31 protein-coding genes, 1 tRNA gene and 1 riboswitch are annotated in these 26,385 nt (G+C 68.7%); of the genes, 22 read left to right on the plus strand and 10 right to left on the minus strand.

The window, feature by feature from the left end; translation table 11 throughout:
- Positions 1–129: 129 nt before the first annotated feature.
- From ACGFY9_RS38375 to ACGFY9_RS38395, 5 genes are all read left to right on the plus strand, one after another.
- Entirely contained in the window at positions 130–1,554 is a 1,425-nt protein-coding gene (locus tag ACGFY9_RS38375; protein WP_393762110.1) for an amino acid permease, read from the plus strand.
- A 77-nt stretch (positions 1,555–1,631) separates the two neighbouring features.
- Entirely contained in the window at positions 1,632–2,060 is a 429-nt protein-coding gene (locus ACGFY9_RS38380; RefSeq protein WP_393762112.1) for a Mov34/MPN/PAD-1 family protein, read from the plus strand.
- Between the two features lie 90 nt (positions 2,061–2,150).
- Complete coding sequence (locus ACGFY9_RS38385) at positions 2,151–2,246, plus strand: putative leader peptide (protein ID WP_019056721.1); 96 nt, start codon at positions 2,151–2,153, stop codon at positions 2,244–2,246.
- 104 nt (positions 2,247–2,350) lie between these two features.
- Positions 2,351–2,629 (plus strand): MoaD/ThiS family protein, encoded by a 279-nt coding sequence (locus ACGFY9_RS38390; RefSeq protein WP_393762115.1) that lies wholly within the window; start codon positions 2,351–2,353, stop codon positions 2,627–2,629.
- 16 nt (positions 2,630–2,645) lie between these two features.
- Positions 2,646–3,596 (plus strand): cysteine synthase, encoded by a 951-nt coding sequence (locus tag ACGFY9_RS38395; protein WP_318016595.1) that lies wholly within the window; start codon positions 2,646–2,648, stop codon positions 3,594–3,596.
- 114 nt (positions 3,597–3,710) lie between these two features.
- Here the strand turns inward: ACGFY9_RS38395 and ACGFY9_RS38400 are convergent, their stop codons facing one another.
- Positions 3,711–4,130: a type II toxin-antitoxin system PemK/MazF family toxin gene (locus ACGFY9_RS38400; RefSeq protein ID WP_393762117.1), complete on the minus strand. Its 420-nt coding sequence runs from the start codon at positions 4,128–4,130 to the stop codon at positions 3,711–3,713.
- Positions 4,131–4,344: 214 nt separating this feature from the next.
- Between ACGFY9_RS38400 and ACGFY9_RS38405 the strand changes: the two genes are divergently transcribed.
- Positions 4,345–5,097, plus strand: coding sequence for an MBL fold metallo-hydrolase (locus tag ACGFY9_RS38405; protein ID WP_366490528.1), 753 nt, complete (start codon positions 4,345–4,347; stop codon positions 5,095–5,097).
- 62 nt (positions 5,098–5,159) lie between these two features.
- Here the strand turns inward: ACGFY9_RS38405 and ACGFY9_RS38410 are convergent, their stop codons facing one another.
- Positions 5,160–5,858: an SDR family NAD(P)-dependent oxidoreductase gene (locus ACGFY9_RS38410; RefSeq protein ID WP_393762120.1), complete on the minus strand. Its 699-nt coding sequence runs from the start codon at positions 5,856–5,858 to the stop codon at positions 5,160–5,162.
- 161 nt (positions 5,859–6,019) lie between these two features.
- Here ACGFY9_RS38410 and ACGFY9_RS38415 point away from each other — a divergent pair, with 161 nt between their 5' ends.
- From ACGFY9_RS38415 to ACGFY9_RS38425, 3 genes are all read left to right on the plus strand, one after another.
- Positions 6,020–6,466 carry an Rrf2 family transcriptional regulator gene (locus tag ACGFY9_RS38415; protein ID WP_393762122.1) on the plus strand — a complete coding sequence of 149 codons (447 nt, stop codon included), beginning with the start codon at positions 6,020–6,022 and terminating at the stop codon, positions 6,464–6,466.
- A gap of 132 nt (positions 6,467–6,598) precedes the next feature.
- Positions 6,599–7,015 carry a nuclear transport factor 2 family protein gene (locus ACGFY9_RS38420; protein WP_393762124.1) on the plus strand — a complete coding sequence of 139 codons (417 nt, stop codon included), beginning with the start codon at positions 6,599–6,601 and terminating at the stop codon, positions 7,013–7,015.
- A 119-nt stretch (positions 7,016–7,134) separates the two neighbouring features.
- Positions 7,135–8,067: an NADP-dependent oxidoreductase gene (locus tag ACGFY9_RS38425; RefSeq protein ID WP_393762126.1), complete on the plus strand. Its 933-nt coding sequence runs from the start codon at positions 7,135–7,137 to the stop codon at positions 8,065–8,067.
- 69 nt (positions 8,068–8,136) lie between these two features.
- Here ACGFY9_RS38425 and ACGFY9_RS38430 read toward each other — a convergent pair whose 3' ends face one another.
- Positions 8,137–9,387 (minus strand): PTS transporter subunit EIIC, encoded by a 1,251-nt coding sequence (locus ACGFY9_RS38430; protein WP_393762128.1) that lies wholly within the window; start codon positions 9,385–9,387, stop codon positions 8,137–8,139.
- Between the two features lie 193 nt (positions 9,388–9,580).
- The gene (locus tag ACGFY9_RS38435) at positions 9,581–10,873 is read right to left on the minus strand and encodes a PTS transporter subunit EIIC (RefSeq protein ID WP_393762130.1); all 1,293 of its coding nucleotides are present in this window, start codon (positions 10,871–10,873) and stop codon (positions 9,581–9,583) included.
- A gap of 15 nt (positions 10,874–10,888) precedes the next feature.
- Between ACGFY9_RS38435 and ACGFY9_RS38440 the strand changes: the two genes are divergently transcribed.
- From ACGFY9_RS38440 to rdgB, 4 genes are all read left to right on the plus strand, one after another.
- Positions 10,889–11,248 carry a PTS glucose/sucrose transporter subunit IIB gene (locus ACGFY9_RS38440; protein ID WP_281169871.1) on the plus strand — a complete coding sequence of 120 codons (360 nt, stop codon included), beginning with the start codon at positions 10,889–10,891 and terminating at the stop codon, positions 11,246–11,248.
- Positions 11,249–11,374: 126 nt separating this feature from the next.
- Positions 11,375–12,112 carry a ribonuclease PH gene (rph, locus tag ACGFY9_RS38445; RefSeq protein ID WP_393762132.1) on the plus strand — a complete coding sequence of 246 codons (738 nt, stop codon included), beginning with the start codon at positions 11,375–11,377 and terminating at the stop codon, positions 12,110–12,112.
- Between the two features lie 155 nt (positions 12,113–12,267).
- Positions 12,268–12,678, plus strand: coding sequence for a hypothetical protein (locus ACGFY9_RS38450; RefSeq protein ID WP_393762134.1), 411 nt, complete (start codon positions 12,268–12,270; stop codon positions 12,676–12,678).
- A gap of 31 nt (positions 12,679–12,709) precedes the next feature.
- Positions 12,710–13,312: an RdgB/HAM1 family non-canonical purine NTP pyrophosphatase gene (rdgB, locus tag ACGFY9_RS38455; RefSeq protein WP_393762136.1), complete on the plus strand. Its 603-nt coding sequence runs from the start codon at positions 12,710–12,712 to the stop codon at positions 13,310–13,312.
- Between the two features lie 50 nt (positions 13,313–13,362).
- On the opposite strand, the gene ACGFY9_RS38460 is transcribed toward rdgB, so the two are convergent.
- The 3 genes from ACGFY9_RS38460 to ACGFY9_RS38470 form a co-directional block, all read right to left on the minus strand.
- Positions 13,363–13,435, minus strand: a tRNA-Leu gene (locus tag ACGFY9_RS38460).
- A gap of 17 nt (positions 13,436–13,452) precedes the next feature.
- Positions 13,453–14,130 carry an HNH endonuclease gene (locus ACGFY9_RS38465; protein ID WP_393762138.1) on the minus strand — a complete coding sequence of 226 codons (678 nt, stop codon included), beginning with the start codon at positions 14,128–14,130 and terminating at the stop codon, positions 13,453–13,455.
- Positions 14,127–14,780, minus strand: coding sequence for an HNH endonuclease signature motif containing protein (locus tag ACGFY9_RS38470; protein WP_393762140.1), 654 nt, complete (start codon positions 14,778–14,780; stop codon positions 14,127–14,129). The genes ACGFY9_RS38465 and ACGFY9_RS38470 overlap by 4 nt, the downstream gene beginning before the upstream one ends.
- A gap of 156 nt (positions 14,781–14,936) precedes the next feature.
- Between ACGFY9_RS38470 and ACGFY9_RS38475 the strand changes: the two genes are divergently transcribed.
- Entirely contained in the window at positions 14,937–15,488 is a 552-nt protein-coding gene (locus ACGFY9_RS38475) for a GNAT family N-acetyltransferase (protein WP_393762142.1), read from the plus strand.
- Between the two features lie 4 nt (positions 15,489–15,492).
- On the opposite strand, the gene bcp is transcribed toward ACGFY9_RS38475, so the two are convergent.
- On the minus strand, positions 15,493–15,960 hold the full coding sequence (gene bcp / locus ACGFY9_RS38480; RefSeq protein ID WP_366490538.1) for a thioredoxin-dependent thiol peroxidase: 468 nt from the start codon (positions 15,958–15,960) through the stop codon (positions 15,493–15,495).
- Positions 15,961–16,054: 94 nt separating this feature from the next.
- Between bcp and ACGFY9_RS38485 the strand changes: the two genes are divergently transcribed.
- From ACGFY9_RS38485 to ACGFY9_RS38495, 3 genes are all read left to right on the plus strand, one after another.
- Positions 16,055–16,402: a DUF3618 domain-containing protein gene (locus ACGFY9_RS38485; protein WP_393762144.1), complete on the plus strand. Its 348-nt coding sequence runs from the start codon at positions 16,055–16,057 to the stop codon at positions 16,400–16,402.
- Positions 16,403–16,458: 56 nt separating this feature from the next.
- Entirely contained in the window at positions 16,459–16,815 is a 357-nt protein-coding gene (locus ACGFY9_RS38490) for a GroES family chaperonin (protein ID WP_393762146.1), read from the plus strand.
- 60 nt (positions 16,816–16,875) lie between these two features.
- A riboswitch (guanidine-III (ykkC-III) riboswitch) is annotated at positions 16,876–16,953 on the plus strand.
- A 34-nt stretch (positions 16,954–16,987) separates the two neighbouring features.
- Complete coding sequence (locus ACGFY9_RS38495; protein ID WP_266769111.1) at positions 16,988–17,308, plus strand: multidrug efflux SMR transporter; 321 nt, start codon at positions 16,988–16,990, stop codon at positions 17,306–17,308.
- Between the two features lie 16 nt (positions 17,309–17,324).
- Here the strand turns inward: ACGFY9_RS38495 and ACGFY9_RS38500 are convergent, their stop codons facing one another.
- Complete coding sequence (locus ACGFY9_RS38500) at positions 17,325–19,766, minus strand: transglycosylase domain-containing protein (protein WP_393762148.1); 2,442 nt, start codon at positions 19,764–19,766, stop codon at positions 17,325–17,327.
- A 221-nt stretch (positions 19,767–19,987) separates the two neighbouring features.
- Here ACGFY9_RS38500 and ACGFY9_RS38505 point away from each other — a divergent pair, with 221 nt between their 5' ends.
- From ACGFY9_RS38505 to ACGFY9_RS38520, 4 genes are all read left to right on the plus strand, one after another.
- The gene (locus ACGFY9_RS38505; RefSeq protein WP_393762150.1) at positions 19,988–20,788 is read left to right on the plus strand and encodes an ABC transporter permease; all 801 of its coding nucleotides are present in this window, start codon (positions 19,988–19,990) and stop codon (positions 20,786–20,788) included.
- Between the two features lie 88 nt (positions 20,789–20,876).
- Entirely contained in the window at positions 20,877–21,653 is a 777-nt protein-coding gene (locus ACGFY9_RS38510) for an ABC transporter permease (RefSeq protein WP_393762333.1), read from the plus strand.
- Positions 21,654–21,655: 2 nt separating this feature from the next.
- On the plus strand, positions 21,656–22,633 hold the full coding sequence (locus ACGFY9_RS38515) for an ATP-binding cassette domain-containing protein (RefSeq protein ID WP_393762152.1): 978 nt from the start codon (positions 21,656–21,658) through the stop codon (positions 22,631–22,633).
- 33 nt (positions 22,634–22,666) lie between these two features.
- The gene (locus tag ACGFY9_RS38520; RefSeq protein ID WP_393762154.1) at positions 22,667–23,491 is read left to right on the plus strand and encodes a DUF1707 domain-containing protein; all 825 of its coding nucleotides are present in this window, start codon (positions 22,667–22,669) and stop codon (positions 23,489–23,491) included.
- A 50-nt stretch (positions 23,492–23,541) separates the two neighbouring features.
- Here the strand turns inward: ACGFY9_RS38520 and ACGFY9_RS38525 are convergent, their stop codons facing one another.
- Positions 23,542–24,900 (minus strand): SGNH/GDSL hydrolase family protein, encoded by a 1,359-nt coding sequence (locus ACGFY9_RS38525; protein WP_393762156.1) that lies wholly within the window; start codon positions 24,898–24,900, stop codon positions 23,542–23,544.
- A 136-nt stretch (positions 24,901–25,036) separates the two neighbouring features.
- Here ACGFY9_RS38525 and ACGFY9_RS38530 point away from each other — a divergent pair, with 136 nt between their 5' ends.
- Entirely contained in the window at positions 25,037–26,359 is a 1,323-nt protein-coding gene (locus tag ACGFY9_RS38530; RefSeq protein WP_393762158.1) for a DUF445 domain-containing protein, read from the plus strand.
- Positions 26,360–26,385 lie beyond the last annotated feature (26 nt).

The following is a 26,385-nucleotide window of genomic DNA, read 5'->3' on the forward strand; positions in this document are numbered from 1 at the left end:
CGACCGTGATAAATCTTCACGACCGCCCGGCGGACGCCACCCATGTCCCGCCGGGTTCGCCATGCGGCCGACGGACCTCGGCCGGGCAGCTCCAGTCCATGGGGGGATTCGGAGAAAGGCGCACCACACATGACCTCCGCTCAGGTCGAGACGGACAAGACCCCCGAGGAGGGGTACGAGCGCGGGCTCGGCAGCCGTCAGGTCCAGATGATCGCGATCGGCGGCGCCGTCGGCGTCGGCCTGTTCCTGGGGGCCGGGGCGAACATCGCCAAGGCCGGACCCAGCCTCATCTTCATGTACGCCCTCGCGGGCGTGATCATCTTCTTCATCATGCGGGCGCTGGGCGAACTGCTCCTGTACCGCCCGGTGTCGGGCTCCTTCGCGGAGTACTCACGCGAGTTCCTCGGCCCGTTCTTCGGCTACTTCACCGCCTGGACGTACTGGCTGATGTGGGTGGTGACCGGCATGGCCGAACTCACGGCCGCCGCCATCTACGTCAACTACTGGTTCCCCGCCGTCTCCCAGTGGGTGACCGCACTCGCCTTCCTGGTCGTCCTCTTCGTGGCCAACCTGATCTCGGTGAAGCTGTTCGGTGAGATCGAGTTCTGGTTCTCGATGGTCAAGGTCACCGCGCTCATCGGCATGATCGTGATCGGCCTGGGCGTCCTCACCTTCGGCTTCAGCAGCGCCGGTGACACCGCATCCGTCGCCAACCTCTGGCAGTTCGACGGCTTCTTCCCCAAGGGCATCGGCTCGTCCCTGATGACCCTCCAGGGCGTCATGTTCGCCTACCTGGCGGTCGAGCTGGTCGGCGTCACCGCGGGCGAGTCCGAGAACCCCGAGAAGACCCTCCCCAAGGCGATCAACACCCTCCCGTGGCGCATCGCCCTCTTCTACGTCGGCGCCCTCACGGTCATCCTCTGCGTCGTCAAGTGGACCGAATTCGCCCCGGGCGTCAGCCCGTTCGTCGAGGCGTTCGCGAAGATCGGCATCCCGGCAGGCGCCGGAATCGTCAACTTCGTGGTCCTCACGGCGGCCCTCTCCTCCTGCAACTCGGGCATGTACTCCACGGGCCGCATGCTCCGCACCCTCGCGGACAACGGCGAGGCCCCGAAGGTCTTCAGCAAGCTCTCCGCCTCCAAGACCCCGGCGACCGGCATCACGATCTCCGTCGCCTTCATGGGCATCGGCGTGGTCCTCAACTACGTCGTCCCGGAGAAGGCGTTCGGCTACGTCACCTCGGTCGCCACCGCCGCCGGCATCTGGACCTGGCTGATGATCCTGATCAGCCACGTCCTCTACCGCCGCGCGGTCGACGCGGGCCGCCTCCCGGCCTCGCCCTTCCCGGCCCCGGGCGGCGCGAAGTTCTCCTACGTGGCCATCGCGTTCCTGCTCTTCGTCACCGGCCTCATCGCCTACGACCCCGACTCCCGGGTCTGTCTCTACGTGATGGCGGGCTGGACCATCGCCCTGGCCGCCGGCTGGTTCGCCCTCAAGTCCCGCAACCCGCAGATCACCGAGCGCCGCGCCCCGCAGTTCGAAAAGGTCGGCTGACCCGTCGGATCCCGGCATATGGGCCCCGTCGTACCACCACTCGGTACGACGGGGCCCTTCTGCTTATCCTGACGACCATGCCGACCCTGACCATCACCCAGGCCCTCTTCGACCAGATCGTCGCCCACGCGCGCGCGGACCACCCCGACGAGGCGTGCGGAGTCGTCGCGGGCCCGGTGGGCGAGGGCCGCCCCGAGCGCTTCGTCCCGATGCTGAACGCGGCCCGGTCGCCCACGTTCTACGAGTTCGACTCGCAGGACCTGCTGAAGCTCTACCGCGACATGGACGACCGCGACGAGGAGCCGGTGATCATCTACCACTCCCACACGGCGACCGAGGCCTACCCCTCGCGCACCGACATCGCCTACGCCAACGAACCCGGCGCCCACTACGTCCTCGTCTCCACCGCCGACTCCGACGAGGCGGGCCCCTTCCAGTTCCGCTCGTACCAGATCCTGGAGGGCGAGGTCACGGAGGAGGACGTCAAGGTGGTGGAGTCGTACTGATCCGGTCCTGATCTCGTACTCCGGATGAAATCCGTCCGAAGTGTGAGATCCCCTACCGAGGACCGGACAGGGAATCGATACGATGAGCCCATGGTTCTTCTCGACGTGAGCGACAAGGCGCCGGGCACGCTGCTCGTGGCGCGGCTGCACGTCGACCTGTGCAGGCTCAGCAGCGCCATCTGTTGACCCGCGCGCAGTCGCCGTACGGCCGTGCGCCGAGGCGCGCCCCTGCTCGTGCCGCGCGCCCACCGAGACCAGACCCCTTCCGCTTCCGACAGGAGCCCCTTGCCATGGCCATCGAGGTCCGCATCCCCACCATCCTCCGCACCTACACCGGCGGCGAGAAGGCCGTCGAGGGTGCCGGTGAGAACCTCGCCGCGCTCTTCGCCGACCTCGAAACCCGGCACGCGGGCATCCAGGCCCGCATCGTGGACGGCGGCGAACTGCGCCGCTTCGTCAACGTGTACCTGAACGACGAGGACGTCCGCTTCCTCGACGGCATCAACACGAAGCTGTCGGACGGCGACAACGTCACGATCCTGCCGGCCGTCGCCGGCGGCATGCACTAAGGCCCGCTGACCGCTGATGCGTTACGACTCCCCGCTGGCCGCGGTGGGCAACACCCCTCTGGTGCGCCTGCCGCGGCTCTCGCCGTCCACCGACGTCCGCATCTGGGCCAAGCTGGAGGACCGCAATCCGACCGGCTCGGTCAAGGACCGCCCGGCCCTGCACATGATCGAACAGGCGGAGAAGGACGGCCGCCTCACCCCCGGCTGCACGATCCTGGAGCCGACCTCGGGCAACACCGGCATCTCATTGGCCATGGCGGCAAAGCTCAAGGGCTACCGCATGGTCTGCGTGATGCCCGAGAACACCTCCCAGGAACGCCGTGACCTGCTCAACATGTGGGGCGCCGAAATCATCCCCAGCCCCGCGGCGGGCGGCTCCAACACGGCAGTCCGCGTGGCCAAGGAACTCTCCGCCGAACACCCGGACTGGGTGATGCTCTACCAGTACGGCAACCCGGACAACGCGGGCGCCCACTACGCGACGACGGGCCCGGAGATCCTCACCGACCTCCCGTCGATCACCCACTTCGTGGCAGGCCTGGGCACCACGGGCACGCTCATGGGCGTAGGCCGCTACCTGCGCGAGCACAAGCCGGACGTAAAGATCGTCGCCGCCGAGCCGCGCTACGACGACCTGGTCTACGGCCTCCGCAACCTCGACGAGGGCTTCGTCCCCGAGCTCTACGACGCCTCCGTCCTCACCACCCGCTTCTCAGTCGGCTCAGCCGACGCGGTCACCCGAACCCGAGAACTCCTCCAACAGGAGGGCATCTTCGCCGGCGTCTCCACCGGCGCTGCCCTCCACGCGGCAATCGGCGTCGGCAAGAAGGCCGTAGCAGCGGGGGAGACCGCGGACATCGCCTTCGTGGTGGCAGACGGCGGCTGGAAATACCTGTCGACAGGCGTCTACACGGCGGCAACGACAGAAGAGGCGATCGCAACGCTTCAGGGCCAACTCTGGGCCTGATTCCAGGGGGCCGAGGGGCACGCCTTGTTTTTAGGGGCGCGGGGCTGTATCGATTTGCGGCTCCGCCGCGTGGGCGCGACCAGCCCCCACGCACCCGCACTCAAAGAACAACCTTCAGCCGGTGAGGTGACGGACCTGATCCCATAGGACCGGGTCCACCACCCCAACCCTCCGCCGGAAGTTGGACACAGCTACCTTCCGCAACTCGCCGGTCTCCAGATAGCTGGCCCGCCCCCGCGCATCCCCAACAGCCCCCGGTGGCAAGGGAATCACCCCACCCCGCCCATCGTGATACTTACTGGTGATCTTCGCGACGGTGACCTTCCGCCCCCGCACCGCGAGCACCAGACAAGGCCGATCCTTCGCACCCCCGGGCTGATCCTCGTAGGGCACATTCGCCCACCAGATCTCAGCGGGCCGAGGCCGGTCCCCCCGAACCCGTCGGGACGACCCCCGCCCCCACCCGTCGACCAGCGTGGCGACGAGCGCCAGCAACACCACGGCCGCAAGCGCGAGCCACCAGTACGTGTTCATACGAACGACCGTACCGGCGCGCAAACAACGCCGCGCGCCCTCTCGCAGACCCCACGCGCCCCGGTTCCAGCCGAACCGGTGACACCACAGGTGAGTTCCCCCACAACAGCCCTTGGCGGAGGAGCGACCGGCCCTTTTGCGCCTTACGCTCGACGGACCGCACGACCCCCGTCACCCAACTCCAGAAGTTCCCGCCAGCGGAGGTTTCTGCTTTATGAAGCTCACCGTCGTCGGCTGCTCGGGGTCGTTCCCGTCCGCGGAATCGGCCTGTTCGAGCTACCTCGTAGAGGCCGACGGCTTCCGGCTGCTCCTCGACATGGGCAACGGCGCCCTTGGCGAGCTGCAGCGCCACTGCGGTCTCTACGACCTCGATGCGATCTTCCTCAGCCATCTGCACGCCGACCACTGCATCGACATGTGCGCGTACTTCGTCGCGCGCTACTACCGCCACGACGGCGGCCGCTGCGACCCCATCCCGGTCTACGGCCCCGAAGGCACCGAACACCGGCTGACCACGGCCTACGCCGACACCCCCACCGCCTCCTCCATGAGCGAGGTCTTCGACTTCCACACGGTGAAGCCGTCCACGTTCGACGTCGGCCCCTTCACCGTGCACACCGAGCGGGTCCGCCACCCCGTCGAGGCGTACGGCATCCGCGTCGAGCACGGCGGGCGGTCCCTGACGTACTCCGGCGACACGGGCGTCAGCGAGTCCCTCGACGAACTCGCCCGGGACACCGACCTGTTCCTGTGCGAGGCCGCGTTCACGCACGGCAAGGAGAACATCCCGGACCTCCACCTCAACGGCCGCGAGGCGGGCGAGACGGCGACCAGGGCCGGGGTCAGGCGGCTGGTGCTGACCCACATCCCGCCGTGGACCGACCCCCAGGCCAACCTGGCCGACGCGCGCGAGGTCTTCGACGGCCCGGTGGAACTGGCGGCGCCGAGAGCGTCGTACGAGATCTAGTTCTGCGGACGCGAAGGCCCCCGGTACCGAAAAGTGCCGGGGGCCTCGCCGTGCCCGGGGGCTCACCGCAGCAGGCTGCCGCCGTCCACCGTCAGGACCTGGCCGGTCAGTGCCTCCGCGGCGTCGCCGGCCAGGAAGCCCACGGTCGCCGCGACGTCCTCGGGGACGAGGGGGCGGGGGAGTGCCTGGGTGGCCAGGGCCGCGTCGAACGCCTCGTCGGGCTGGTACGCGGTCGACGGGGTGCGGGTGAGCCCGGGTGCCACGGACGTCACGGCGATTCCGTCCCTGCCCAGCGCGGCGGCCAGCGTGCGGGCGAACGCGGTGAGCGCCCCCTTGCTGGTGATGTAGCCGAGCAGGTCGGGACTCGGCGGCTTCCAGACGGTGTCCGAGGTGATCAGTACGATCCGGCCGAACCCGCGCTCCCGCATCCCGGGCGTGAAGGCCTGGGCGAGCAGCAGGACCGACTCGACGTTGACGGACTGGATCCGCCGCCAGGTGGCGAGGTCGACGGTCTCCAGCTCCTGCGGGTCGACGGCGGCGGCCGAGTGGACGAGCACGTCGACCCGGCCGTACCGCTCCAGGATCTCGGCGGCGGCCCGCCGTACGTCCGCCTCCGAGGCGAGATCGCACGCGACGTCACCGGCCCGGTCCAGGACGACGACCTGGTGTCCGAGGCGGGCGAGTTCACGGGCGATCGCACCGCCGATCGCGCCGGCTCCGCCGGTCACCACCGCGACCCGTGCCATCGGGACATCAGTCATGGTTCTCATCTCCTGCGTCGCACCATCGAGGGCAGTCATCGCATCCTGAGCACTCATTGCTCAAGCAAGCAAATTGTGCGTCAATCCACGATCGCACGGCAAGCCCTCGCTGCGGCATAGTGGGGCGTGTAACCGTCACCCTTACACGCCCCGGGACCGCCATGCCCACCAGCAGCCGCTTCGTCGTCGCCGTCCACGCCCTGGTCGCCCTCGCGGTCAGCGGCGGCAAACCCCTGCGCTCCGAGGACCTCGCACACTCGGCCAGTACGAGCCCCGTGGTGATCCGCGGCCTGCTGTCCCGGCTGAGCGCCGCCGGGCTCACCAGGTCCCAACTCGGCGCGGGCGGCGGCGCGTTGCTGGCCAGGCCGGCCGAGGAGATCGGGCTGCTGGAGGTGTACCGGGCGGTGGAGGACACCCGGCTGTTCACCCTGCACCGCAGCCCGCCGCCGCCGGACTGCGCGGTCGGCAGCAACATCGTGGGCGGTCTCCAGCCCGCGCTGACCCGTGCGCGCGAGGCGTTCGAGGCGGAGCTTGACCACACCACGATCGCGGAGATCGCCGACGAGGTCGCCCGCCTCGGGAAGTTCACGATGCCGCTCGAATGGTGACCTGACCGCCCGACGGGGTGGTTCGCGGCACCATTCGAAGATAAGTGTCGCTGTGTCGCTTACACAGTGCTAGTGTCGGGCTGTCCGGCAATCGCCCTCCCGGGCGGACGCCACCCATGACAGGAGCACGAGATGAGCAGCACCCCCTCGGCCGTCGACCTGCTGCGGCGCACCCTCGACACCTTCCTCGCCAAGGACATGAAGGCCTGGACGGACCTGTGCGCCGAGGACGTCGTCGCCGAATTCCCGTTCGCCCCCGAAGGATCGCCGGCCCGGATCGAGGGGCGCGAGGCGCTCTACGACTACCTGCGCGGCTACCCCGACCTCATCGACATCCGCGAGATCCCCTCAGTGCGCGTCTACCCGACCGCCGACGAGAACGTGGCGATCGCGGAGTGGAGCGTGATCGGCAGCGTGGTGTCCAACGGCAATCCCTACAACATGAGTTACGCGACCTTCGTGACCTTCCGCGACGGACTCGTCGTCACCTACCGCGAGTACTGGAACCCGAAGGTCTTCCTTGAGGCGCTCAGTGGCGACAGCTTCTGAGTGAGCGCCCCTTTTCGTCGTACCGCTTGCGGGGGCAAGTTGACAGTCATAAGCTTGCTTCCGCAAGCAACTCTTAGTAGATCGTGCGAGGACCCTGATCTCGCAGGGAAGAGGCTGTGATGAAGGCGATTCAGCAGTACGACTTCGGCGGGCCCGAGGTGCTCACCGTCACCGAGATCCCCGAACCCGCGCCGCGCGCCGGACGGGTCCGGGTCCGGGTGGCGGCGACCTCCGTGAACCCGGCGGACCTCGCGGCCCGCGCGGGATGGCTGCGCCAGGTGCTGCCCGACCTGGCACCGCCGTTCATCCTCGGCGCGGACCTCGCGGGCACGGTCGTCGACGGCGACGGACCCTTCGCCCCCGGTACCCGGGTCGCCGGGCTCGCGCCCTGGTTCGTCGACCAGGAGGGCACGTACGCGGAGGTCGTCTCCATCGACTCCGCCCATCTGGCGGAGATCCCGGCCGGGGTCGACGACGTCACGGCGGCGTCCGTGCCGATCACCGCCGAGACCGCCTGGCAGGCCCTCGACCTGGGCGGACTCGAAGCCGGGCAGACCGTGCTGGTCACCGGGGCGAGCGGCGCCATCGGCGGATGGGCGGTCCAGCACGCGGCGGGCCGCGGCGCCAAGGTCGTCGCCGTGGCGTCGGACGGCGACGAGAAGTACGTCGAAGGTCTCGGCGCCGGCATCGTCCTCGGGCGCTCGCACGATGCCGGGGAACTCGCCGCCGCCGTACGGAAGTCGGTGCCCGGCGGGGTCGATGTCGTCGTGGACCCCGCCGGTATCGGCGGTGACCTGATCCACGCCGTGCGCGACGGCGGTGTCTTCGTCGTCATCGCGGTCGTGCCGGATCCCGTACCGGAGCGCGGTGTCGACGTACGCCGGGTCAGCGCGCAGTCCGACGGCGCGCTGCTGGGCCGGATCCTCGCCGATGTCGCCGACGGGAAGAAGAGGACCCGCGTCGGCCTGACCCTGCCGCTGGCCGAGGCGGCGGAGGCACATCGCAGGAGTGAGGACAGGTCGGTGCGCGGGAAGATCGTGCTCACGGTCTGAACGGGCGGAGCTACGACGATGCCCGGGCCGGAAGCGAACTCCGGGCCGGGCATCAGGCGTTGGACGGGCTCACGCCTTGGTGAGGTCCTCGATCTCCTCCTCGGGCTCGCGGCCCGGGGTGGGGAGGTTCCACTTGGTGATCGCGAAGCGGAAGACGAAGTAGTAGATCGCGCCGAAGACCAGACCGATCGGGATGATCAGCCAGGGCTTGGTGGCGAGGTTCCAGTTGAGGGCGTAGTCGATGAAGCCCGCGGAGAAGGTGAAGCCCGCGTGGACGCCGAGCGCCCAGGTGATCGCCATGGACAGGGCGGTCAGCACCGCGTGGATCGCGTAGAGCACCGGGGCGATGAACATGAACGAGAACTCGATCGGCTCGGTCACACCGGTCACGAAGGACGTCAGCGCGAGCGAGATCATCATGCCGGTCACGGCCTTGCGGCGCTCGGGGCGGGCGGTGTGCGCGATGGCGAGCGCGGCGGCCGGCAGGCCGAACATCATGATGGGGAAGAAGCCCGACATGAACTGTCCGGCGGTCGGGTCACCGGCGAAGAAGCGGGTGAGGTCACCGTGGACGACGGCGCCGGTGGAGTCCTTGTAGTCGCCGATCTGGAACCAGGCCACCGAGTTGACGAACTGGTGCATGCCGACCGGGATCAGCCCGCGGTTGATCAGACCGAACAGACCGGCACCGAACGCGCCGAGACCGGTGATCCACTCACCGAAGTTCGAGATGCCCTCGCCGATCGGCTTCCAGATCAGGCCGAAGAAGACACCCATGATCGTGCCGACGAACGCCATGATGATCGGGACGAGACGGCGGCCGTTGAAGAAGCCGAGCCAGTCGACCAGCTTGGTCCGGTGGAACTTCTGCCACAGCACCGCGGAGAGCAGACCCATGATGATGCCGCCGAGGACACCGGGGTTGTTGTAGGTCGCGGGTACGTCCGCGCCCTTGAGGATCTGCGCGTCGGTGACCGGGAAGGCCTTGAGCACATTGCTGTAGACGAGGAAGCCGACAAGCGCCGCCAGCGCGGTGGAGCCGTCGGACTTCTTGGCGAAGCCGATCGCGACACCTATACAGAACAGGAGCGGCAGGTTGTCGAAGATCGCGCCACCGGCGGTGGCGAAGACGGCCGTCACCTTGTCCGGCAGATGCAGCTTGTCGTGGATGTCGGCCTGACCGAACCGGAGCAGGATGCCCGCCGCCGGAAGCACAGCGATCGGGAGCTGTAGGCTGCGGCCGATCTTCTGCAGGCCCTGGAACAGGCCGGATCCCCACTTCTTCGTGGGGGCCGCCGTTGGCGCGGTGGCGGTGCTCATAGACTTCCTCCATCGGGTGGTGGTCTACACCACTCAGTGGTGTAGACCTGTTGTAGCAGATGAAGTCCGCATAAAGGAACCCGCTGATTCTGCGACCGAATCGCTACGCGACGTACACGACGGCGTACATGGAGAAGGGCCCCCGGACCGATGGTCCGGGGGCCCAACTCGCTTGCCCTGCCTGCCTGTTCCCTCAGGCTTTGGTGACGTCCTCGTGCTCGTCCTCCGGCTCGCGCCCCGGAGTCTTCAGGTCGAACTTCGTGATCGCGAAACGGAAGACGACGTAGTACACCGCCGCGAAGCACAGCCCGATCGGAATGATCGCCCACGGTTTCGTCGCCAGGTTCCAGTTGATCGCGTAGTCGATCAGCCCCGCCGAGAAGCTGAACCCGTCGTGCACCCCGAGCCCCCAGGTCACCGCCATCGACACACCGGTCAACACCGCGTGAACGGCGTAGAGGAGGGGCGCGATGAACAGGAACGAATACTCGATGGGCTCGGTGATGCCGGTGACGAAGGAGGTCAGCGCGACCGAGAGCATCAGGCCGCTCACCTCCTTGCGGCGGCTCGGCTTCGCGCAGTGTGCGATCGCGAGCGCCGCCGCCGGCAGCGCGAACATCATGATCGGGAAGAACCCCGAGGTGAACTGCCCCGCGTTCGGGTCACCCGCCAGGAACATGTTGATGTCACCGTGCACCACCGTCCCGTCCGGCTTCGTATAGCTGCCGAACTGGAACCAGATGGGCACGTTCAGGAACTGATGCAGCCCCACGACCAGCAGCGCCCGGTTGGCGAGACCGAACACCCCCGCGCCCACCGCACCCCGCGCGCTCAGCCAGTCGCTGAAGTGCTCAAGGCCGGTGCCGATCGGCGGCCAGATCCACAGCGCCACCGCCGCGACCGCGATCGCCACGAACGACATGATGATCGGGACCAGCCGCCGACCGTTGAAGAAGCCGAGCCAGTCCACCAGCTTCGTACGGTGGAACCGCACCCAGAAGAACGCGGTCAGCAGCCCCAGCACGATCCCGCCGAACACCCCGGGATTCTGGTACGTGAATGCCGAGACCGTGTGATCGGCGGCCTGGCACCCGATGCCGGGCACCACGTTCGTGCCGCCCGTGCAGTCCTTCGGGAACTGGCGCAGCACGTTGTAGTAGACGAGGAAGCCGACGAGTCCGGCCAGCGCCGTCGACCCGTCCGACTTCTTCGCCATGCCGATCGCGACGCCCACGCAGAACAGCAGCGGCAGCCCGAGCTGCCCGTCGAGCAGCGCCCCGCCCGCGCCCGCCATCACCTTCGAGACATTGGTCCACCCCAGCCCGTCGTCCCCGAACACGTCCGGCTGCCCGAGCCGGTTGAGGATGCCGGCCGCCGGCAGTACGGCGATGGGGAGTTGGAGACTGCGGCCCATCTTCTGCAGCCCCTGGAACAGGTTGCCCCAAAGGGTCCGCCCAGGACGGGCGGCGGCACTGTCGGCACTCATGGACGCCCCTCGGTAATGTGGTGTAGACCAGTTGGCGACGTGATCGTCACCATCATTCGGCACGCACGACATGACCGCTCGCGAAGCTGGGCCAACTGTGGGTTACTGCGACAAAGCGGTTCGGATCAGGGAGAGAACAACATGGCCACCAAGGCTGAGAAGATCGTCGCCGGGCTGGGCGGCATCGACAACATCGAAGAGGTCGAGGGCTGCATCACCCGCCTGCGCACCGAGGTGAAGGACCCCGCCCTGGTCGACGAGGCCGCCCTGAAGGCCGCCGGCGCCCACGGCGTCGTCAAGATGGGCACGGCGATCCAGGTCGTCATCGGCACCGACGCGGACCCGATCGCGGCGGACATCGAAGACCTGATGTGAAGCGCGGGGATCATTCCCGGCTTTGACCCGAGCGTCGACCCCGACTTCACCTACGGCGTCACGCGCTGAGGGGCTCTTCCCACCGCGGGAGGAGCCCCTTCCTCATGTACCACTAGGCTCTTCGCCATGTCTCGAATCGACGGCCGCACCCCCGAACAGCTCCGCCCCGTCACCATCGAACGCGGCTGGAGCAAGCACGCCGAGGGCTCCGTCCTCGTCTCCTTCGGCGACACGAAGGTCTTCTGCACCGCCTCCGTCACCGAAGGCGTCCCCCGCTGGCGCAAGGGCAGCGGCGAGGGCTGGGTCACCGCGGAGTACTCCATGCTGCCCCGCGCCACCAACACCCGCGGCGACCGCGAGTCCGTCCGCGGCAAGATCGGCGGCCGCACCCACGAGATCAGCCGCCTCATCGGCCGCTCGCTCCGCGCGGTCATCGACTACAAAGCCCTCGGCGAGAACACCATCGTCCTCGACTGCGACGTCCTCCAGGCCGACGGCGGCACCCGTACGGCCGCCATCACCGGCGCGTACGTCGCGCTCGCGGACGCGGTGACCTGGGCCCAGGGCAAGAAGCTCATCAAGGCCGGCCGCCAGCCCCTCACCGGCACGGTCTCCGCGGTCTCCGTCGGCATCGTCGGCGGAGTCCCGCTGTTGGACCTCTGCTACGAGGAGGACGTCCGCGCCGAGACCGACATGAACGTCGTCTGCACCGGCGACGGCCGCTTCGTCGAGGTCCAGGGCACCGCCGAGGCCGAGCCCTTCGCACGCGACGAACTCAACGCCCTCCTCGACCTCGCCGTCACCGGCTGCGAGGAGCTGACCGCCGTACAGCGAAAGGCACTTGAGGCCGCGCTGGAGAAGTAAGAGGCTGGGACGGTCAGGTAAAGGGCGCACCAAGGTCATACCAAGAGAGGCGGGCTGCGGGATCAACCCGGCGGCCCGCCCCCGCGTCCCTACGCATACGGAACGGAAACGGGGAGTGGCCGCCGAGGCACGCCCCACGGGGAGGAAACCGAACCATGGCCGCCAGCCGACGAAGCCGAAGCAGCCGACGCCGTATCGCCATTGCCGCCACCGTGGCGTCGATCGGCCTCACCGCCGGACTCGCCACCGGCTGCGACGCCGTCGACAAGGCCATCGACTGCGTCCAGACCGCCGACACCATCGCCGACAGCGTCACCGGCCTCCAACAGGCGGTGGAGAACGCGGCCAACGACCCCACCCAGACCGACGAGTCCCTCAACTCCATCGAGAAGGACCTCGACAAGATCGGCGACAAGACCGACAACGCGGACGTCAACAAGGCGGTGGACGACTTGCGGACGGCTGTCGACAACGTCCGCACGGCGGTCAAGAACGGCGACAACACGCCCGACATCAGCCCGGTCACGGACGCGGCGGGCGAACTGACGAAGGTCTGCACGTCGTAGTCGTACGGCGGAGGTTGGAATACTGAACGCCATGACACGCCTGATCCTCGCCACCCGCAACGCCGGCAAAATCACCGAACTGAGGTCGATCCTCACCGCCGCGGACCTGCCCCACGACCTCGTCGGCGCGGAGTCCTACCCCGACATCCCCGACGTCAAGGAAACGGGCGTGACGTTCGCGGAGAACGCCCTCCTGAAGGCCCACGCCCTGGCCCAGGCAACGGGCCTCCCGGCGGTGGCGGACGACTCAGGCCTCTGCGTGGACGTCCTGAACGGCGTCCCCGGCATCTTCTCGGCCCGCTGGTCCGGCCAACACGGCGACGACCAGGCCAACTTGAACCTCCTCCTGGCCCAGCTCTCGGACATCGCGGACGAACACAGGGGCGCCCACTTCGCCTGCGCGGCGGCCCTTGCCCTGCCGGACGGCACGGAACGGGTGGTCGAGGGTCAGCTGATGGGTGTGCTGAGGCATGTGCCGGTGGGCACGAACGGCTTCGGCTACGACCCGATCCTCCAGCCGGAGGGCGAGACACGGACCTGCGCGGAACTCACGGCCGAGGAGAAGAACGCGATCAGCCATCGGGGGAAGGCGTTCCGGGCGTTGGTGCCGGTGGTTCGGGAGTTGTTGGGCTGACTTCACGAAAATGCCCCGCACCTACGAAGCGAAGATGCGGGGCATCCTTGTGCGCCCGGTCGGATTCGAACCGACAAACACGACCACCTAAAGATCGCCGCTCAGCCCTTGGCGTACGGGCGCCAGTGCTGAGACCCACTTTACTGGGCGCCGCAACTGCGTTGTCGACCTCCTCTGCACCATGTGCTCGTGATCGCGTGACAGTTGGGGCACAGCAACCGCAGGTTCTCGCGCCGGTCGTCGCTCCAGTCCCCGTTGACGTGATCGACCTCCAGCGTCATCGGCTTGCCGAGCCACTCGGGGCCGATCCCGCATTCGGCGCATACCTCTGGTGCACCCACCTCCCGGAGCGCCCGACGCAGCAGGTGGGTTCTCGTTCGGCGACTGCCGTCGTGCCGGACGAGGATGTCCTCGGCACGCCGAAGAAGCACGCCACCCGACCGTCCTCGCTGGTGCGCCTGTCCCAGAAAGTGGGAGGTGTCGAGGCCGTCTTCCGTCAGCCATTGGCGGAGCAGGGTGCGCAGTCTGCTGTTGTACGGCTCCATACCCAGTACGCGGAGCGCGTCCGCGATGGATGTGGCTCCAGCGATGGTGCGACGCAGTTCATCGGTGGCCGGTTTGGATGGCGCCGTGTTCGATCGTCTCTGGCGTGGCATGTGGGAGACGTCGATTCCGAAGTGGTCGAAACGCCCAAAGAGGTGGCGGCGAAGCTTGCCGTAGGGCTGCGTACCGAAGAAGGCGATGACCTCGTCGATGTCGGAGCAGCGCGCGGCGGCTTCGGTCAGTCGCTCGCGGGTGTACTGCGCGCCGTTGCTCATGGGGCGCCACCTTTGCCCCGCCTCTTTCCACGTCCTCGATAACTGTCCGTCGTCGAGTGGCAGTTGGGGCAGAGGAACCGGAGGTTCTCGATGCGGTTGTCGCGCCAGTTGCCGTCGAGGTGATCGACCTCCAGCGGGAGCGGATGTCCTCGCCAGACCGCTTCCGCCCCACACAGAGCGCACCGCTCCTGCATTCCCAACGCCTTCATCGCCCCCTTGAGCCGATCGCTCGGGATGCGCCGAGCCTGACCGGTCGGCTGCTCGACGAGCAGTCCCTCAGGTGTCCGGGGGCGCCGGGTTTCACCCCGCCGGCTCGGCATCCGAAAATGCGAGGTGTCGATGTCGTACGCCTTGATACGACGGCTGATGTGCGTGTGGTGTCCGCCCACGACCTCCAGCCCGAGACACCGCAATACCTCGCACATGTTCGTCGACGCCGAAACGGCCGCCTGGAGGATCTCCTTCGTCCACTTCACCCCCTCCCGCTCGAAGTGGGAGACGTCCACCCCCAGCTTCTTCATCCGCGCAAGGACGTAGCGCCGAGTCGAGCTCCCCGGATCCACCCCCAACCTCTCCAACGCCTCGGACAACGTCCGAGCCCCCTGAGCCGCCTCCTCCAGCCGCTCCCGCGAATACGCGCTGACTCCCACCGTTTCCCCTCCGATCTCGACCACACGTTCGTGGCCTCGAACGGAGTAACGAGCCGCTTATCGGACAGTCACGCCCGTAACGTAAAGCGGTTGGTAGGCTGTGGGTCGCTGGAGCCTTTCGGGAGCGGACCCTTGTCCGGCCGGGAGGCTTTTTTCATGACCTCTTTTGTGGGAGCAGGAGAAGTAGACGTAGACGTACGACTGGCCACCCCCGCCGACCGCCCCATCGTCGAGCGGCTCTGGCTGATGTTTCGGCATGATCTGTCTGAGTTCGCGGTCGGAGGGCGACCTCAACTGCCCAACCCCGACGGCACGTTCCGCAGTGAGCGGGTGGACGCGGCGTTCGACGGCAGGGATGGGGACTGGGCGCCGTATCTCTTCTGGAGGGGGGAGCGGCCCGTCGGGTTCGCCTTCGTGCGGGCGGTCGGAGCGCCCACCCGGGTGCTCAACAGCTTCTTCGTCGTGCGCGGTGCCCGGCGGGCCGGGGTCGGGATGCGGGCCGTGCGGGATGTTGTCGCGCGGTATCCGGGGGAGTGGGAGGTCGCGTTTCAGGACGTCAATCCGGGGGCCGTGGCGTTCTGGCGGCGGGTCGGTGAGGAGCTCGCGCCGGGGGAGTGGGGCGGGGAGCGCAGGTCGGTGCCCGGGCGGCCCGACCTGGCTCCTGATGTGTGGGTGTCGTTCAGGTACGGAGAGGCGGTGGAGGCCTAGCGCCTCAGACGCCCAGGTCCTTGATGATCTTCGCCACGTGGCCCGTCGCCCGTACGTTGTACAGCGCGTGTTCGACCTTGCCGGACTCGTCCACGATGATCGTGGAGCGGATCACGCCCATGTAGGTCTTGCCGTAGTTCTTCTTCTCGCCGAAGGCCGCGTAGGCGTCGAGGACCTTCTTGTCGGGGTCCGCGAGGAGGGTGACCTTGAGGTTCTCCTTCTCGCGGAACTTGGCTAGCTTCTCCGGCTTGTCGGGGGAGATGCCGATGACGTCGTAGCCGGCGCCCGTCAGCAGGTCCAGGTTGTCCGTGAAGTCGCAGGCCTGCTTGGTGCAGCCCGGGGTCAGGGCCGCCGGGTAGAAGTAGACGATGACCTTGCGGCCCTTGTGGTCGGCGAGGGACACCTCGGTGCCGTCGGCGTCGGGGAGCGTGAAGGCGGGGGCAACGTCCCCGGGCTGGAGTCGTTCACTCATCGCGCTAGCGTAACCGGGGGTGCTGACAGTGCACTCCGCGCGAGAGCTGACAGACTGTCCGGCACAAGTACCAGCAGACTTCGGAGGCCGTACGGTGACGGACACGTCGAACACGCCGGACACCAGAACCCCGGCGCAGATCGAGGCGGACATCAGGCGTCGCCGCGATGTCCTCGCCGACACGCTCGACGAGATCGGGGTGCGGGTGCACCCGAAGACCATCGTGGGCGACGCGAAGGCCAAGGTCGCGTCGAGCATCGATCACACCCTCGGCAGGGCGTACGTCGGCGTCAACCGGGTCGTCGGTGACGTCAAGGGTCAGTTCGTGGACGAGGAGGGTGCGCCGCGCGTCGAGCGGATCGTTCCCGTCGCTCTCGTGGCCGTCGGGGTCGTGGGGCTGTTCGTCCTCGGGTCCCGGCGTCGTAGCGGTCGTAAGGGCTGAAACCGTGGGTGACCCGCCCGCGTACGGACGGGTCCTGGGCAGGTAGGTTCGTGGGCGTGAGCGCCAAGAGAGACGAGCAGAGCACCCAGCACGACAAGCTGCCCATCCGGATGCTGCACGACCGTGTGCTCGTGCGGCAGGACAAGAGCGAGGGCGAGCGGCGTTCGGGTGGCGGGATCCTGATCCCCGCGACGGCGGCCGTGGGGCGCCGACTTGCCTGGGCCGACGTCGTCGCCGTAGGACAGAACGTGCGGACCGTGGAGCCCGGCGACCGGGTCCTCTACGACCCCGAGGACCGTGCCGAGGTCGAGGTGCGCGGGGTCCCCTACGTCCTCATGCGCGAGCGGGACCTGCACGCCGTGGCCGCCGACCGGTTCGAGGGGTCCGAGGACTCGACCGGCCTGTATCTGTAGACGCGTACCTGTAGCAGCAAGCCTCGAAGGGGCTGGTGACCATCGTCACCAGCCCCTTTTGCCGTCCCTTTGCTACGTTGGAAGGGAACCCGACGAGACGCGCCGTACCGGGACAGCGACACGGAAAGACGACGCACCCCCGTTCAGTACGTACGTCTCGGAGGTGCCTGTCATGGCCTGGGTTCTGCTCGTCGTCGCCGGTCTGCTCGAAGTCGGCTGGTCGATCGGGATGAAGTACACCGACGGCTTCACCCGCCTCGTCCCCAGCGTGTTCACCGGCGCCGGCATCGTCGCCAGCATGCTGCTGCTCTCGTACGCCGCGAAGTCGCTGCCCATCGGTACCGCCTACGGCGTGTGGGTCGGGATCGGCGCGGCCGGGGCGGCGGTGCTCGGCATGGTGGTGCTGGGGGAGCCCGTCACCGCCGCCCGGATCTTCTTCGTGTGTCTGCTGCTGGTCGCGGTCGTGGGGCTGAAGGCGACCTCCGGGCACTAGCCGCCCGGAGAGCCGGTCACTCCTTCTTGCGACCCGTGCTCTGCGGTCCCGCCGTCGTTCCCCCGGTCGTCGTGCCGCCGGTGGTGCCGTCCGTCGTCGTCCCCGTCGTGCCGCCCGTCGTCGTGGTCCCGCCGTCCGTGGTCGTGCCCGTGGTGCCGCCGGTGGTCGTGGTTCCGCCGTCGGTCGTGGTGCCGCCCGTGGTCGTGGTGCCGTCCGTCGTGGTGCCCGTGGTGCCGCCGGTCGTCGTGGTGTCGCCGCCGGTGGTCGTCGTGCCGCCGTTCGTCTGGCCCTGCGTCTGGCCCTGGTCGCCCTGGCCGCCGGTGGTGGTCGTACCGCCGTTGTCCTGGTTGCCCGTCGTCGCCGGCTGGCTGGGCTGCAGGCTCGGGGGTGCGACCGTCTCGGCGCCGTCCTGGAGCTGGAGGTCGAAGTCGCTCGCCTCGGTGCCCTTGAGGGCGGACTTGGTGAACTGGGCCCAGATCTCGGCGGGCGCCCCGCCGCCGTTGACACGTTCGAGGCCCATCGCGCCGTAGAGCGACTTGTGGGCGGCGGTGGTCGGGTCCTGGCCCATGACCGAGACGACCGTCGCCAGGTCGGGGGTGTAGCCCGCGAACCAGGCCGCCGTGTCCTCCTCCGCCGTGCCGGTCTTGCCGGCCGCGGGGCGGTCGGCGCCCTGGGCCGCGGTGGCCGTGCCGTTGTCGACGACGCTCTGCAGGACCGAGGTCGTGGTGTCGGCGGACTCGCGGCTCACCGCGCGGGTCGTCTTGTTCTCCGGCAGCTTGATGTCGCTCGTGCCGTCCTTGGTGATCTTCGAGATCATCGTGTACGTGTGCCGCTCACCGTGGTTGGCGATCGTGGCGTACGCCTCCGCCATGTCGAGGACGCTCGCGGTGGACGGGCCGAGCGCGATGGACGGGGTCGCGGTCAGGTCGGGGGTGTCGGACGGGATGCCGAGGGCGATCGCCGTCTGCTTCACCTTGTCCGGGCCCACGTCGACTGCCATCTGCGCGTACACCGAGTTGACGGACTTGTCCGTCGCCGTGCGGACGGTGATGTCGCCGTAGGAGGCCTCGTCCTCGTTCTCGGGGGCGTACGAGCCGCCGTTCCAGCCTTCCACGGGGCGCTTGTTGGTGCCGTCGTAGTAGGTGTTGGGCGTGATGGTCTGGCCGTCCTGGGTCTGCGAGTCGTTCTGGATCGCCGAGGCGAGGACGAACGGCTTGAAGGTGGAGCCGACTTGGAAGTCGCCGCGGGTCGCGCCGTTCGTGTACTGCTTCACGTAGTCGATGCCGCCGTACATCGCGACGATGTGGCCGGTCTTGGGATCGACCGAAGCGCCGCCCGCGCGCACGTAGTTGTCGACCTTGCGGCTCTTCTTGTCGAGCTTGGACATGACTTGGTCGTTGACGGCCTTCACGAAGGCGTCCTGCTTGCTCTTCTGGAGGGTGGTGGTGATGCGGTAGCCGCCGGCTTCGAGGGTGTCCGCGTCGATGATCTTGTTGGTGGTGAGGTAGTCCTTGATCGCGCCGACGATGTAACCCCGCTGTCCCGACATGCTCGTCGATGCCGTCGCCTCCTTCGGCATGGGGAACTTCATGCCGGTGCGCGCGGCCTGGGTGAGCCAGCCCTTCTTGACCATGCCGTCGAGGACGTAGTTCCAACGGGCCACCGCGGCGGCCTTGTTCTCCGGATGCGCCACGACGTCGTACTCGCTCGGCGCGTTCAGCAGTGCGGCGAGGTAGGCGCCGCGGCCCGCGTCGAGGTCGGTGGCGTCCTTGCCGTAGTAGGCCTGGGCGGCCGCCTGGATGCCGTAGGCGTTGCGGCCGAAGTAGCTGGTGTTGAGGTAGCCCTCCAGGATCTCGTCCTTGGACTCCGTGCGGTCCAGCTTGATCGAGATGAAGAACTCCTTCACCTTGCGGGTGACGGTCTGTTCCTGGCCCAGGTAGTAGTTCTTGACGTACTGCTGGGTGATCGTGGAGCCCGACTGGGTTCCCTTGCCGGTCGCGGTGTTCCAGGCGGCGCGGACCATGGCCTTGGGGTCGACGGCGGACTCGGAGTAGAAGTCCCGGTCCTCGGCGGCCAGTACGGCGTGCTGGGCGTTCGCGGAGATCTGGGCGAGGCCCACGTTCTCCCGGTTGACCTCGCCGTCGCGGGCGAGTTGGGAGCCGTCCGCGTAGAGGTACACGTTCGACTGCTTCATCGCGAGGGCGTTGGCGGGCGGGATCTTGACCAGCGAGTAGCCGAGGAAGAACGCGCCGATCAGCAGCGCCACGAGCGCGATGAACCCCGCGAGCGTCATGCGCCAGGTCGGGATCGCCCGCCGCCATCCGGTGCGCTTGGGCCGCTTCGGCTTCTTGGGCTTCTCGCCGCCGGGCGCGCCGGGCGCCTCGGGTGCGGCGGCCGCTTCCGGCTCTCTCGGTGCCCAGCCCTGGTTCGGCTGCTGCGGCTGCGGCTGGTCGCTCATGTCGTGCACGGACTCCTGTTTCGCGTCGTACGGTCCCGCACTGCCTCGTACGTTCCTGTACGGCCTTGTGCGCTTCTGCGCCCCCAGACGAAGACTCTCGCACCATGCGTTCCGTTCCCGCCGATCGGCACGCACTTGCCCGGAAAATGCGTGGCGTGCGTCACCACCTGCGGACTAGGCTCCTGCGCTTCGGTGTCAAGACAGGGTGGAGGTTGGTTTCTGTGGGCGCTGGGCGGTTGTACGCGGCCGTCGCGGCGGGGGGTTTCAGGCGGTACGCGACGTACCGGGCGGCGACGCTCGCCGGGGTCTTCACCAACACCGTCTTCGGTGTCGTCCTCGTCTACACCTATCTGGCGCTGTGGGACCAGCGCCCGCATCTCGGGGGGTACGACCAGGCGCAGGCGGTGACGTACGTGTGGCTGGGGCAGTGTCTGTACGCGACGCTGGCGATCCAGGGCGGCGGGTTCGAGAAGGACCTGATGGAACGGATCCGCACGGGCGACATCGCCGTCGACCTGTACCGGCCCGCCGACCTCCAACTCTGGTGGCTGGCGAGCGACTTCGGACGGGCCCTGTTCCAACTGCTGGGCCGGGGCGTGGTCCCGTTCGTGTTCGGCGCGCTGTTCTTCCCGATGGCGCTGCCCACGGACGTCATGTCCTGGGCGGCTCTTCTGGTGGCGCTGCTGCTGGCGATCCTCGTCAGCTTCGGCATCCGCTACCTCGCGGCGCTGAGCGTGTTCTGGCTGATGGACGGCACGGGCATCAACCAGGCCATGATGATCCTGGGGATCTTCTGCTCGGGCATGGTGCTCCCGCTGAACGCGTTCCCGGGCGCGCTCGGCGATGTCGTCCGCGCGCTGCCGTGGGCGGCGCAGATCCAGATGCCCGCGGATGTGCTGATGGGGAAGACCGACCCGCTCCACGCGTACGCCTTCCAGGCGGCCTGGGCGGTGGCGCTGCTCGCGGCGGGGCGGCTGATGCAGTCGGCGGCTACGCGGAGAGTGGTGGTGCAGGGTGGCTGAGACGACCCGAACGAGTGAGGGGGTGCCCCTTCGGCACGCGGGTGACGGTGAACTCCCGCGCTGGCGCGAGGGGTTGCGTGCCTACGGGATGATCGCCGGGATGTGGATCCGGTCGAGCATGGCCTACCGGACGTCCTTCGTCATCACCGTGATCGGCAACCTCCTGGTGACCGGCCTCGACTTCGCCACGATCCTGCTGATGTTCTCCCAGGTCCACTCGCTGGGCGGCTGGTCACTGCCCGAAGTCGCCTTCCTCTACGGCCTGTCGGCGACCGCGTTCGGCATCTCCGACCTCGTCCTCGGCTCGATGGACGTGCTCGGCGCCCGCATCCGTGACGGCTCCTTCGACACCCTGCTCGTGCGCCCGGCACCGGTGCTGGCCCAGATCGGCGCCGACCGGTTCGCGCTGCGCCGCCTGGGCCGGATCACCCAGGGCGGCCTGGTGCTCGGGTACGCGCTGCTCCACATCGACGTCGACTGGACTGTCGGGAAGCTGCTGTTGGTGCCGATGATGCTGCTCTGCGGCGCGGCGATCTTCGGGGCGCTGTTCGTGGCGGGCGCGGCCTTCCAGATCCTGGCGCAGGACGCGGCCGAGGTGCAGAACGCGTTCACGTACGGCGGCACCACGCTGCTGCAGTATCCGCCGGCCGTGTTCGGCAAGGACTTCGTGCGGGGCGTCACCTTCATGCTGCCGCTCGCCTTCGTCAACTGGGTGCCCGCCTCCTATGTGTTGGGGCGGCCGTACCCGCTGGATCTGCCGCCGGGCGCGCAGTTCGCGTCGCCGCTGGTGGCACTCGCCTTCTGCGCGCTGGCCGGGCTGGCCTGGCGCGCCGGGCTCAAGTCGTACCGAAGTACTGGGAGTTGACGGTGACAGAGCAGGCGTTCATCGAACTGGACCGCGTCGAGAAGGTCTTCGACGTGCGCAAGAAGACCGGGTTCATGAAACGGGAACGGCGGCAGGTGCGGGCCGTCGACTCGATCTCCTTCACGGTGGCGCGCGGCGAGATGGTCGGCTACATCGGTCCGAACGGCGCCGGGAAGTCGACCACCATCAAGATGCTGACCGGCATCCTCACCCCGTCCGGGGGCCGGCTGCGGGTCGCCGGCATCGACCCGGCCCGCGAACGCACCCGGCTCGCGCACCGCATCGGCGTGGTCTTCGGCCAGCGGACCACACTCTGGTGGGACCTCCCGCTGATCGACTCGTACAAGCTGATGCACCGCATGTACCGCATCCCCGACGCCCGTTACGCCGCGAACCTCGACCGCTGTGTCGAACTCCTCGAACTGGGCGCCCTGTTGGACGTCCCCGTACGACAGCTCTCCCTCGGCCAGCGGATGCGCGGCGACATCGCGGCGGCCCTGCTGCACGACCCCGAGGTGCTCTACCTCGACGAACCGACCATCGGCCTGGACGTCATCTCCAAGGCCAAAGTCCGGGAGTTCCTGCGGGACTTGAACGCCGAACAGGGCACCACGGTCCTGCTCACCACCCATGACCTCCAGGACATCGAGCAGCTGTGCTCCCGCGTGATGGTCATCGACCACGGGCGCCTGATGTACGACGGCCCGCTCACCGGTCTGCACGAGGCGGGGGAGAGCGAACGGACCCTGGTGGTGGACCTGGAACGGGAGTTGCCCCCGATCGAGGTGCCCGACGCGCGGGTCGTGAAGGTGGAGGGCCCCCGGCAGTGGCTGGCCTTTCCTGCGTCGGAGTCGGCGGCCCCGCTGGTCGCGCGGATCGCGGCGGAGTACCCGATGGTGGACCTGTCGGTGCGCGAGCCGGACATCGAGGCGGTGATCGCGAAAATGTACGCCGAGCAGGCGGAGAAAGCGGTGTCGTAGCCCTTCGGGAAGCGAACTCGTAGGCTGCTCCGTATGACCGACGACGCAGTCCCGGAACTCCGCGCATCCGACGCCGACCGTGAGCGGGTCGCCGAGGTTCTGCGCGACGCCGTCGCGGAGGGCCGCCTCGACATGGAGGAGTTCGAGGAGCGTCTGGAGGCGACCTACAAGGCGCGGACGTACGGCGAACTGACGCCCATCACCCAGGACCTGCCGGTCGCCGGGGTCACCCCGCCGCGGGTGAACATGGTCAAGGAGCCGGTGGACAGCGGGAGTTGGGCCGGGCGGATCGTCGGCGGCGAGGGGTCCTCGACCGCCGCGGTGGCCATCATGTCCGGGTTCCAGCGCAAGGGACGCTGGACGGTCCCGAAGCGGTTCACCGCCTTCGCCTTCTGGGGCGGCGGCGAGATCGACCTGCGCGAGGCGAACTTCGCGGACCGCGAGGTCGAGATCAACTGCGTCGCGATCATGGGCGGCGCGCAGGTCATCGTGCCGCCGGGCGTCGAGGTCGTCGTCCGCGGCATCGGCATCATGGGCGGCTTCGACCACAGCCAGGAGGGCGTGCCGGGCGACCCGGGCGCCCCGCGCGTGATCATCACCGGCTTCGCCTTCTGGGGCGGCGTAGGCGTGGAACGCAAGGTGACCCGCGCGGAACGCCAGCGCCTCAAGGAGGAGCGCCGGCAGGAGAAGCTGGAGCGCGGCTCGTCCGCCAAGCAGCTCTACGGCTCCCACCGCGAGGCCATGGACGAGCACCGCGAGGCGATGCGACGCCGGCACGAGGAGCGCAGGGAACGGCACGAGGAGCGGCGCGAGCGGCACCGGGACCGGCGGGAGCGCAGGCACCGGGACTGGGACTGAGTTCCTGAGGTTTTTGGAAGGGCTCTGAGCCTCTGCCTCACCACCGGGGCCTACAACTGGGCGGGTACCGCGCCCTTGAGATCCGCCAGGTCGATCGTCGCGGCCATCTTCCGGTAGCCCCGGTCGCTGGGGTGGAGATGGTCGCCCGAGTCGTACTCGGAGGCGAACCGGCGCGGGTCGTACGGGTCGCGGAGCGCCTTGTCGAAGTCGACGACGGCGTCGTAGACCGTGCCGCTCCTGATCGCCGCGTTGACCTGTTGGCGCACCGCGTTCCGGCCCGCCGAGTAGCGGGGGTGGCCGCCGAAGGGCATCAGGGTCGCGCCGATGACCTTGATGCCGCGGGCGTGGGCCTGGCGGACCAGGGTGCGCAGGCCGGTGAGGACCCGGTCGGCGCCGGCGCCGTGCAGGACGTCGTTGACGCCGAGGTCGATGACGACGACCTTGACGTTCGGACGGCCCAGCACGTCACGGCCGAAGCGGACGAGGCCGCTCTGGTTCTCGGCGGGCCGGCCGGCGAGGCTCGCGAGTATCTGGTTGCCGCTGATGCCCTCGTTGACGACGCTGTAGCGCGGCACGTCCTGCCCGGCCGCGACGGCCGCGTGCAGCCGCTGCGAAAAGGCGTCCGGCCAGCGGCGGTTGGCGCTCTCCGTCGAGGTGGACCCGTCGGTGATCGAGTCGCCGAACGCGACGACCGTGCCGTTCGCCTGGTGGCTCAGCACGTCCACCGCGGTCAAGTAGCGCCAGATCGCGGTGCGTTCGCGGTACGGCGTGCCGGTCGCGTCCTCGGCGTGGTCGCCGTCGGCGAGATAGGAGATCTGCCGCGCGTACGGGTGGTAGGTGGCCGGTCCCGACGCGGTGGGGGAGTAGGTGGTGACCAACAGGTCGGCGCCCGCCGGGACTTGGAGACGAACGGCGTCGCTGAGGGTCTGCTGCCCGGCCGGGACGGTGACCGAGGTCGCGCCGCCGAAGGTCAGCCGGCGCATGGTGCCCGCGGCCGCGGCGGAGCTGTTGCTGGTGGCGGCGACGGCGATCGAGGCGTGGGTGACGCTGAGCGGGGCCTGGCCGTAGAGGTTCGAGAGGGTGATCCGGGCGCCCGCGCCGCCGGCGCTCGTGTGGACGATGTTGCGCACCGAGCGACCCGCCATGCCGGTCTCCTCCGTGCCGACTTCGGCGCGCACCGGGGCGGCGGCCCAGGTACCCACCCAGGTGCCTGCGGAGGCGGGGGCGGCGGAGTTGCCGCCGGAGCGGGAACCGGCGGAGTTCCTGCCGTCGTCGACGCCACCGTCACCGGCGGACGCCCCGACGTATATGCAGGCGGAAAGGACCAGGATCAAGGTGATGATCGCGGCCAACAGGGCACGCTGCTTGGTGGGGGGCACCCCCCCACCCCCAGCACGTCGCTTGGTCACGCGGTACGGATCTCCTCGGGTGAGCGGCAGGGTCCTGCCATTTTGCCCGATCGGGTGAGTGCGGGAACTCCTGTTCCGTTCCGGGAGTCGGTCAGGAAGGGACAATGTGCACGGTACCGGCGAACGGGTGGAGCGGATGGACCAGACAGAAGTGGGGTTGGGGGCGGCGACCGAGCGTGACGGGTCCCGCCGCACGATGACCAACTTCAGTGCGGCCGACCAGGAGCGGCAGCGCGGCGTCCGCCGGATGAAACTGACGGCGCTCGCCCTGTTGCTCTTCGTGGCCGTCGTCTACGTGCTCGCGAAGTGGGCGTCGCACGCGGGCGCCGGTCCCTGGGCGGGCTATGTCGCCGCGGCGGCCGAGGCGGGCATGGTCGGCGCGATGGCCGACTGGTTCGCGGTCACCGCCCTCTTCCGCCACCCGCTGGGCCTGCCCATCCCGCACACCGCGATCATCCCCACCAAGAAGGACCAACTGGGCGTCTCCCTGGGCGAGTTCGTCGGCGAGAACTTCCTCTCCGAGGAGGTCGTACGGCAACGCCTGCGCGCGGTCGGCATCGGCAGCCGCCTCGGCGCCTGGCTCGCCGTACCGGAACACGCGGACCGCGTGACGGCCGAGCTGTCGGCAGCGCTCCGGGGTGCCCTCACGGTGCTGCGGGACTCCGACGTCCAGGCGATCGTCGGCGAGGCGATCACCCGCCGTGCCGACGCCCAGGAGATCGCGCCCGGGATAGGGAAGACGCTGGAGAAGATCGTCGCCGACGGCGGTCACAAACGGGTCGTGGACCTGGTCGTCTCCCGTGCGCACGACTGGCTGGTCCTGCACGACGAGCAGGTCATGGACGCGGTCGAGGGCGGCGCGCCCGGCTGGACCCCGAGGTTCGTCGACAAGCGCATCGGCGAGCGCGTCTACAAGGAGCTGCTCCGCTTCGTCACCGAGATGCGGGACATGCCCTCCCACCCGGCCCGCGGTGCCCTGGACCGCTTCCTCGGCGACTTCGCCGCCGACCTCCAGTCCGACACGCAGACCCGCGCGCGCGTGGAGCGCCTCAAGGGCGAGGTCCTCGGCCGCGGCGAGGTCCAGGACCTGATCGCCAGCGCGTGGACGTCCGTCCGCTCGATGATCGTGTCGGCCGCCGAGGACGAGCGCAGTGAGCTACGGCTGCGGGTGCGGGCCTCGCTGCTGTCGCTGGGCGCGCGGATGGCCGTAGAACCGAAACTGCGGGAGAAGGCCGACGGCTGGGTCGAGGGCGCGGCGGTGTACGTCGTGACGACGTACCGCAAGGAGATCACCTCGCTGATCACGGACACGGTGGCCGGCTGGGACGCCGAGCACACGACCCGGAAGATCGAGGCGAACATCGGGCGTGACCTGCAGTTCATCCGGATCAATGGCACGGTGGTGGGGTCGTTGGTGGGCTTGTTGATCTATACGGTGACGCGGCTGGTCGGGGTGTAGGCGGGGTGTAGGGGCCGATTCCCGGG

It is taken from the genome of Streptomyces sp. NPDC048504, assembly GCF_043200035.1.
GTDB lineage: Bacteria > Actinomycetota > Actinomycetes > Streptomycetales > Streptomycetaceae > Streptomyces.

Excerpts from the sequence above, each read along its gene's own strand:
- ACGFY9_RS38440 (WP_281169871.1), top strand. The coding sequence starts at position 10,889 with ATGTGGTGTAGACCAGTTGGCGACGTGATCGTCACCATCATTCGGCAC.
- ACGFY9_RS38395 (WP_318016595.1), top strand. The coding sequence starts at position 2,646 with ATGCGTTACGACTCCCCGCTGGCCGCGGTGGGCAACACCCCTCTGGTG.
- ACGFY9_RS38385 (WP_019056721.1), top strand. The coding sequence starts at position 2,151 with ATGGTTCTTCTCGACGTGAGCGACAAGGCGCCGGGCACGCTGCTCGTG.
- ACGFY9_RS38465 (WP_393762138.1), bottom strand. The coding sequence starts at position 14,130 with ATGAGCAACGGCGCGCAGTACACCCGCGAGCGACTGACCGAAGCCGCC.
- ACGFY9_RS38420 (WP_393762124.1), top strand. The coding sequence starts at position 6,599 with ATGAGCAGCACCCCCTCGGCCGTCGACCTGCTGCGGCGCACCCTCGAC.
- rph (WP_393762132.1), top strand. The coding sequence starts at position 11,375 with ATGTCTCGAATCGACGGCCGCACCCCCGAACAGCTCCGCCCCGTCACC.
- ACGFY9_RS38530 (WP_393762158.1), top strand. The coding sequence starts at position 25,037 with ATGGACCAGACAGAAGTGGGGTTGGGGGCGGCGACCGAGCGTGACGGG.
- ACGFY9_RS38500 (WP_393762148.1), bottom strand. The coding sequence starts at position 19,766 with ATGAGCGACCAGCCGCAGCCGCAGCAGCCGAACCAGGGCTGGGCACCG.
- bcp (WP_366490538.1), bottom strand. The coding sequence starts at position 15,960 with ATGAGTGAACGACTCCAGCCCGGGGACGTTGCCCCCGCCTTCACGCTC.
- ACGFY9_RS38380 (WP_393762112.1), top strand. The coding sequence starts at position 1,632 with ATGCCGACCCTGACCATCACCCAGGCCCTCTTCGACCAGATCGTCGCC.
- ACGFY9_RS38415 (WP_393762122.1), top strand. The coding sequence starts at position 6,020 with ATGCCCACCAGCAGCCGCTTCGTCGTCGCCGTCCACGCCCTGGTCGCC.
- ACGFY9_RS38475 (WP_393762142.1), top strand. The coding sequence starts at position 14,937 with ATGACCTCTTTTGTGGGAGCAGGAGAAGTAGACGTAGACGTACGACTG.
- ACGFY9_RS38510 (WP_393762333.1), top strand. The coding sequence starts at position 20,877 with ATGATCGCCGGGATGTGGATCCGGTCGAGCATGGCCTACCGGACGTCC.
- ACGFY9_RS38495 (WP_266769111.1), top strand. The coding sequence starts at position 16,988 with ATGGCCTGGGTTCTGCTCGTCGTCGCCGGTCTGCTCGAAGTCGGCTGG.
- ACGFY9_RS38405 (WP_366490528.1), top strand. The coding sequence starts at position 4,345 with ATGAAGCTCACCGTCGTCGGCTGCTCGGGGTCGTTCCCGTCCGCGGAA.
- ACGFY9_RS38520 (WP_393762154.1), top strand. The coding sequence starts at position 22,667 with ATGACCGACGACGCAGTCCCGGAACTCCGCGCATCCGACGCCGACCGT.
- ACGFY9_RS38430 (WP_393762128.1), bottom strand. The coding sequence starts at position 9,387 with ATGAGCACCGCCACCGCGCCAACGGCGGCCCCCACGAAGAAGTGGGGA.
- ACGFY9_RS38435 (WP_393762130.1), bottom strand. The coding sequence starts at position 10,873 with ATGAGTGCCGACAGTGCCGCCGCCCGTCCTGGGCGGACCCTTTGGGGC.
- ACGFY9_RS38375 (WP_393762110.1), top strand. The coding sequence starts at position 130 with ATGACCTCCGCTCAGGTCGAGACGGACAAGACCCCCGAGGAGGGGTAC.
- ACGFY9_RS38400 (WP_393762117.1), bottom strand. The coding sequence starts at position 4,130 with ATGAACACGTACTGGTGGCTCGCGCTTGCGGCCGTGGTGTTGCTGGCG.
- ACGFY9_RS38390 (WP_393762115.1), top strand. The coding sequence starts at position 2,351 with ATGGCCATCGAGGTCCGCATCCCCACCATCCTCCGCACCTACACCGGC.
- ACGFY9_RS38450 (WP_393762134.1), top strand. The coding sequence starts at position 12,268 with ATGGCCGCCAGCCGACGAAGCCGAAGCAGCCGACGCCGTATCGCCATT.
- rdgB (WP_393762136.1), top strand. The coding sequence starts at position 12,710 with ATGACACGCCTGATCCTCGCCACCCGCAACGCCGGCAAAATCACCGAA.
- ACGFY9_RS38425 (WP_393762126.1), top strand. The coding sequence starts at position 7,135 with ATGAAGGCGATTCAGCAGTACGACTTCGGCGGGCCCGAGGTGCTCACC.
- ACGFY9_RS38410 (WP_393762120.1), bottom strand. The coding sequence starts at position 5,858 with ATGACTGATGTCCCGATGGCACGGGTCGCGGTGGTGACCGGCGGAGCC.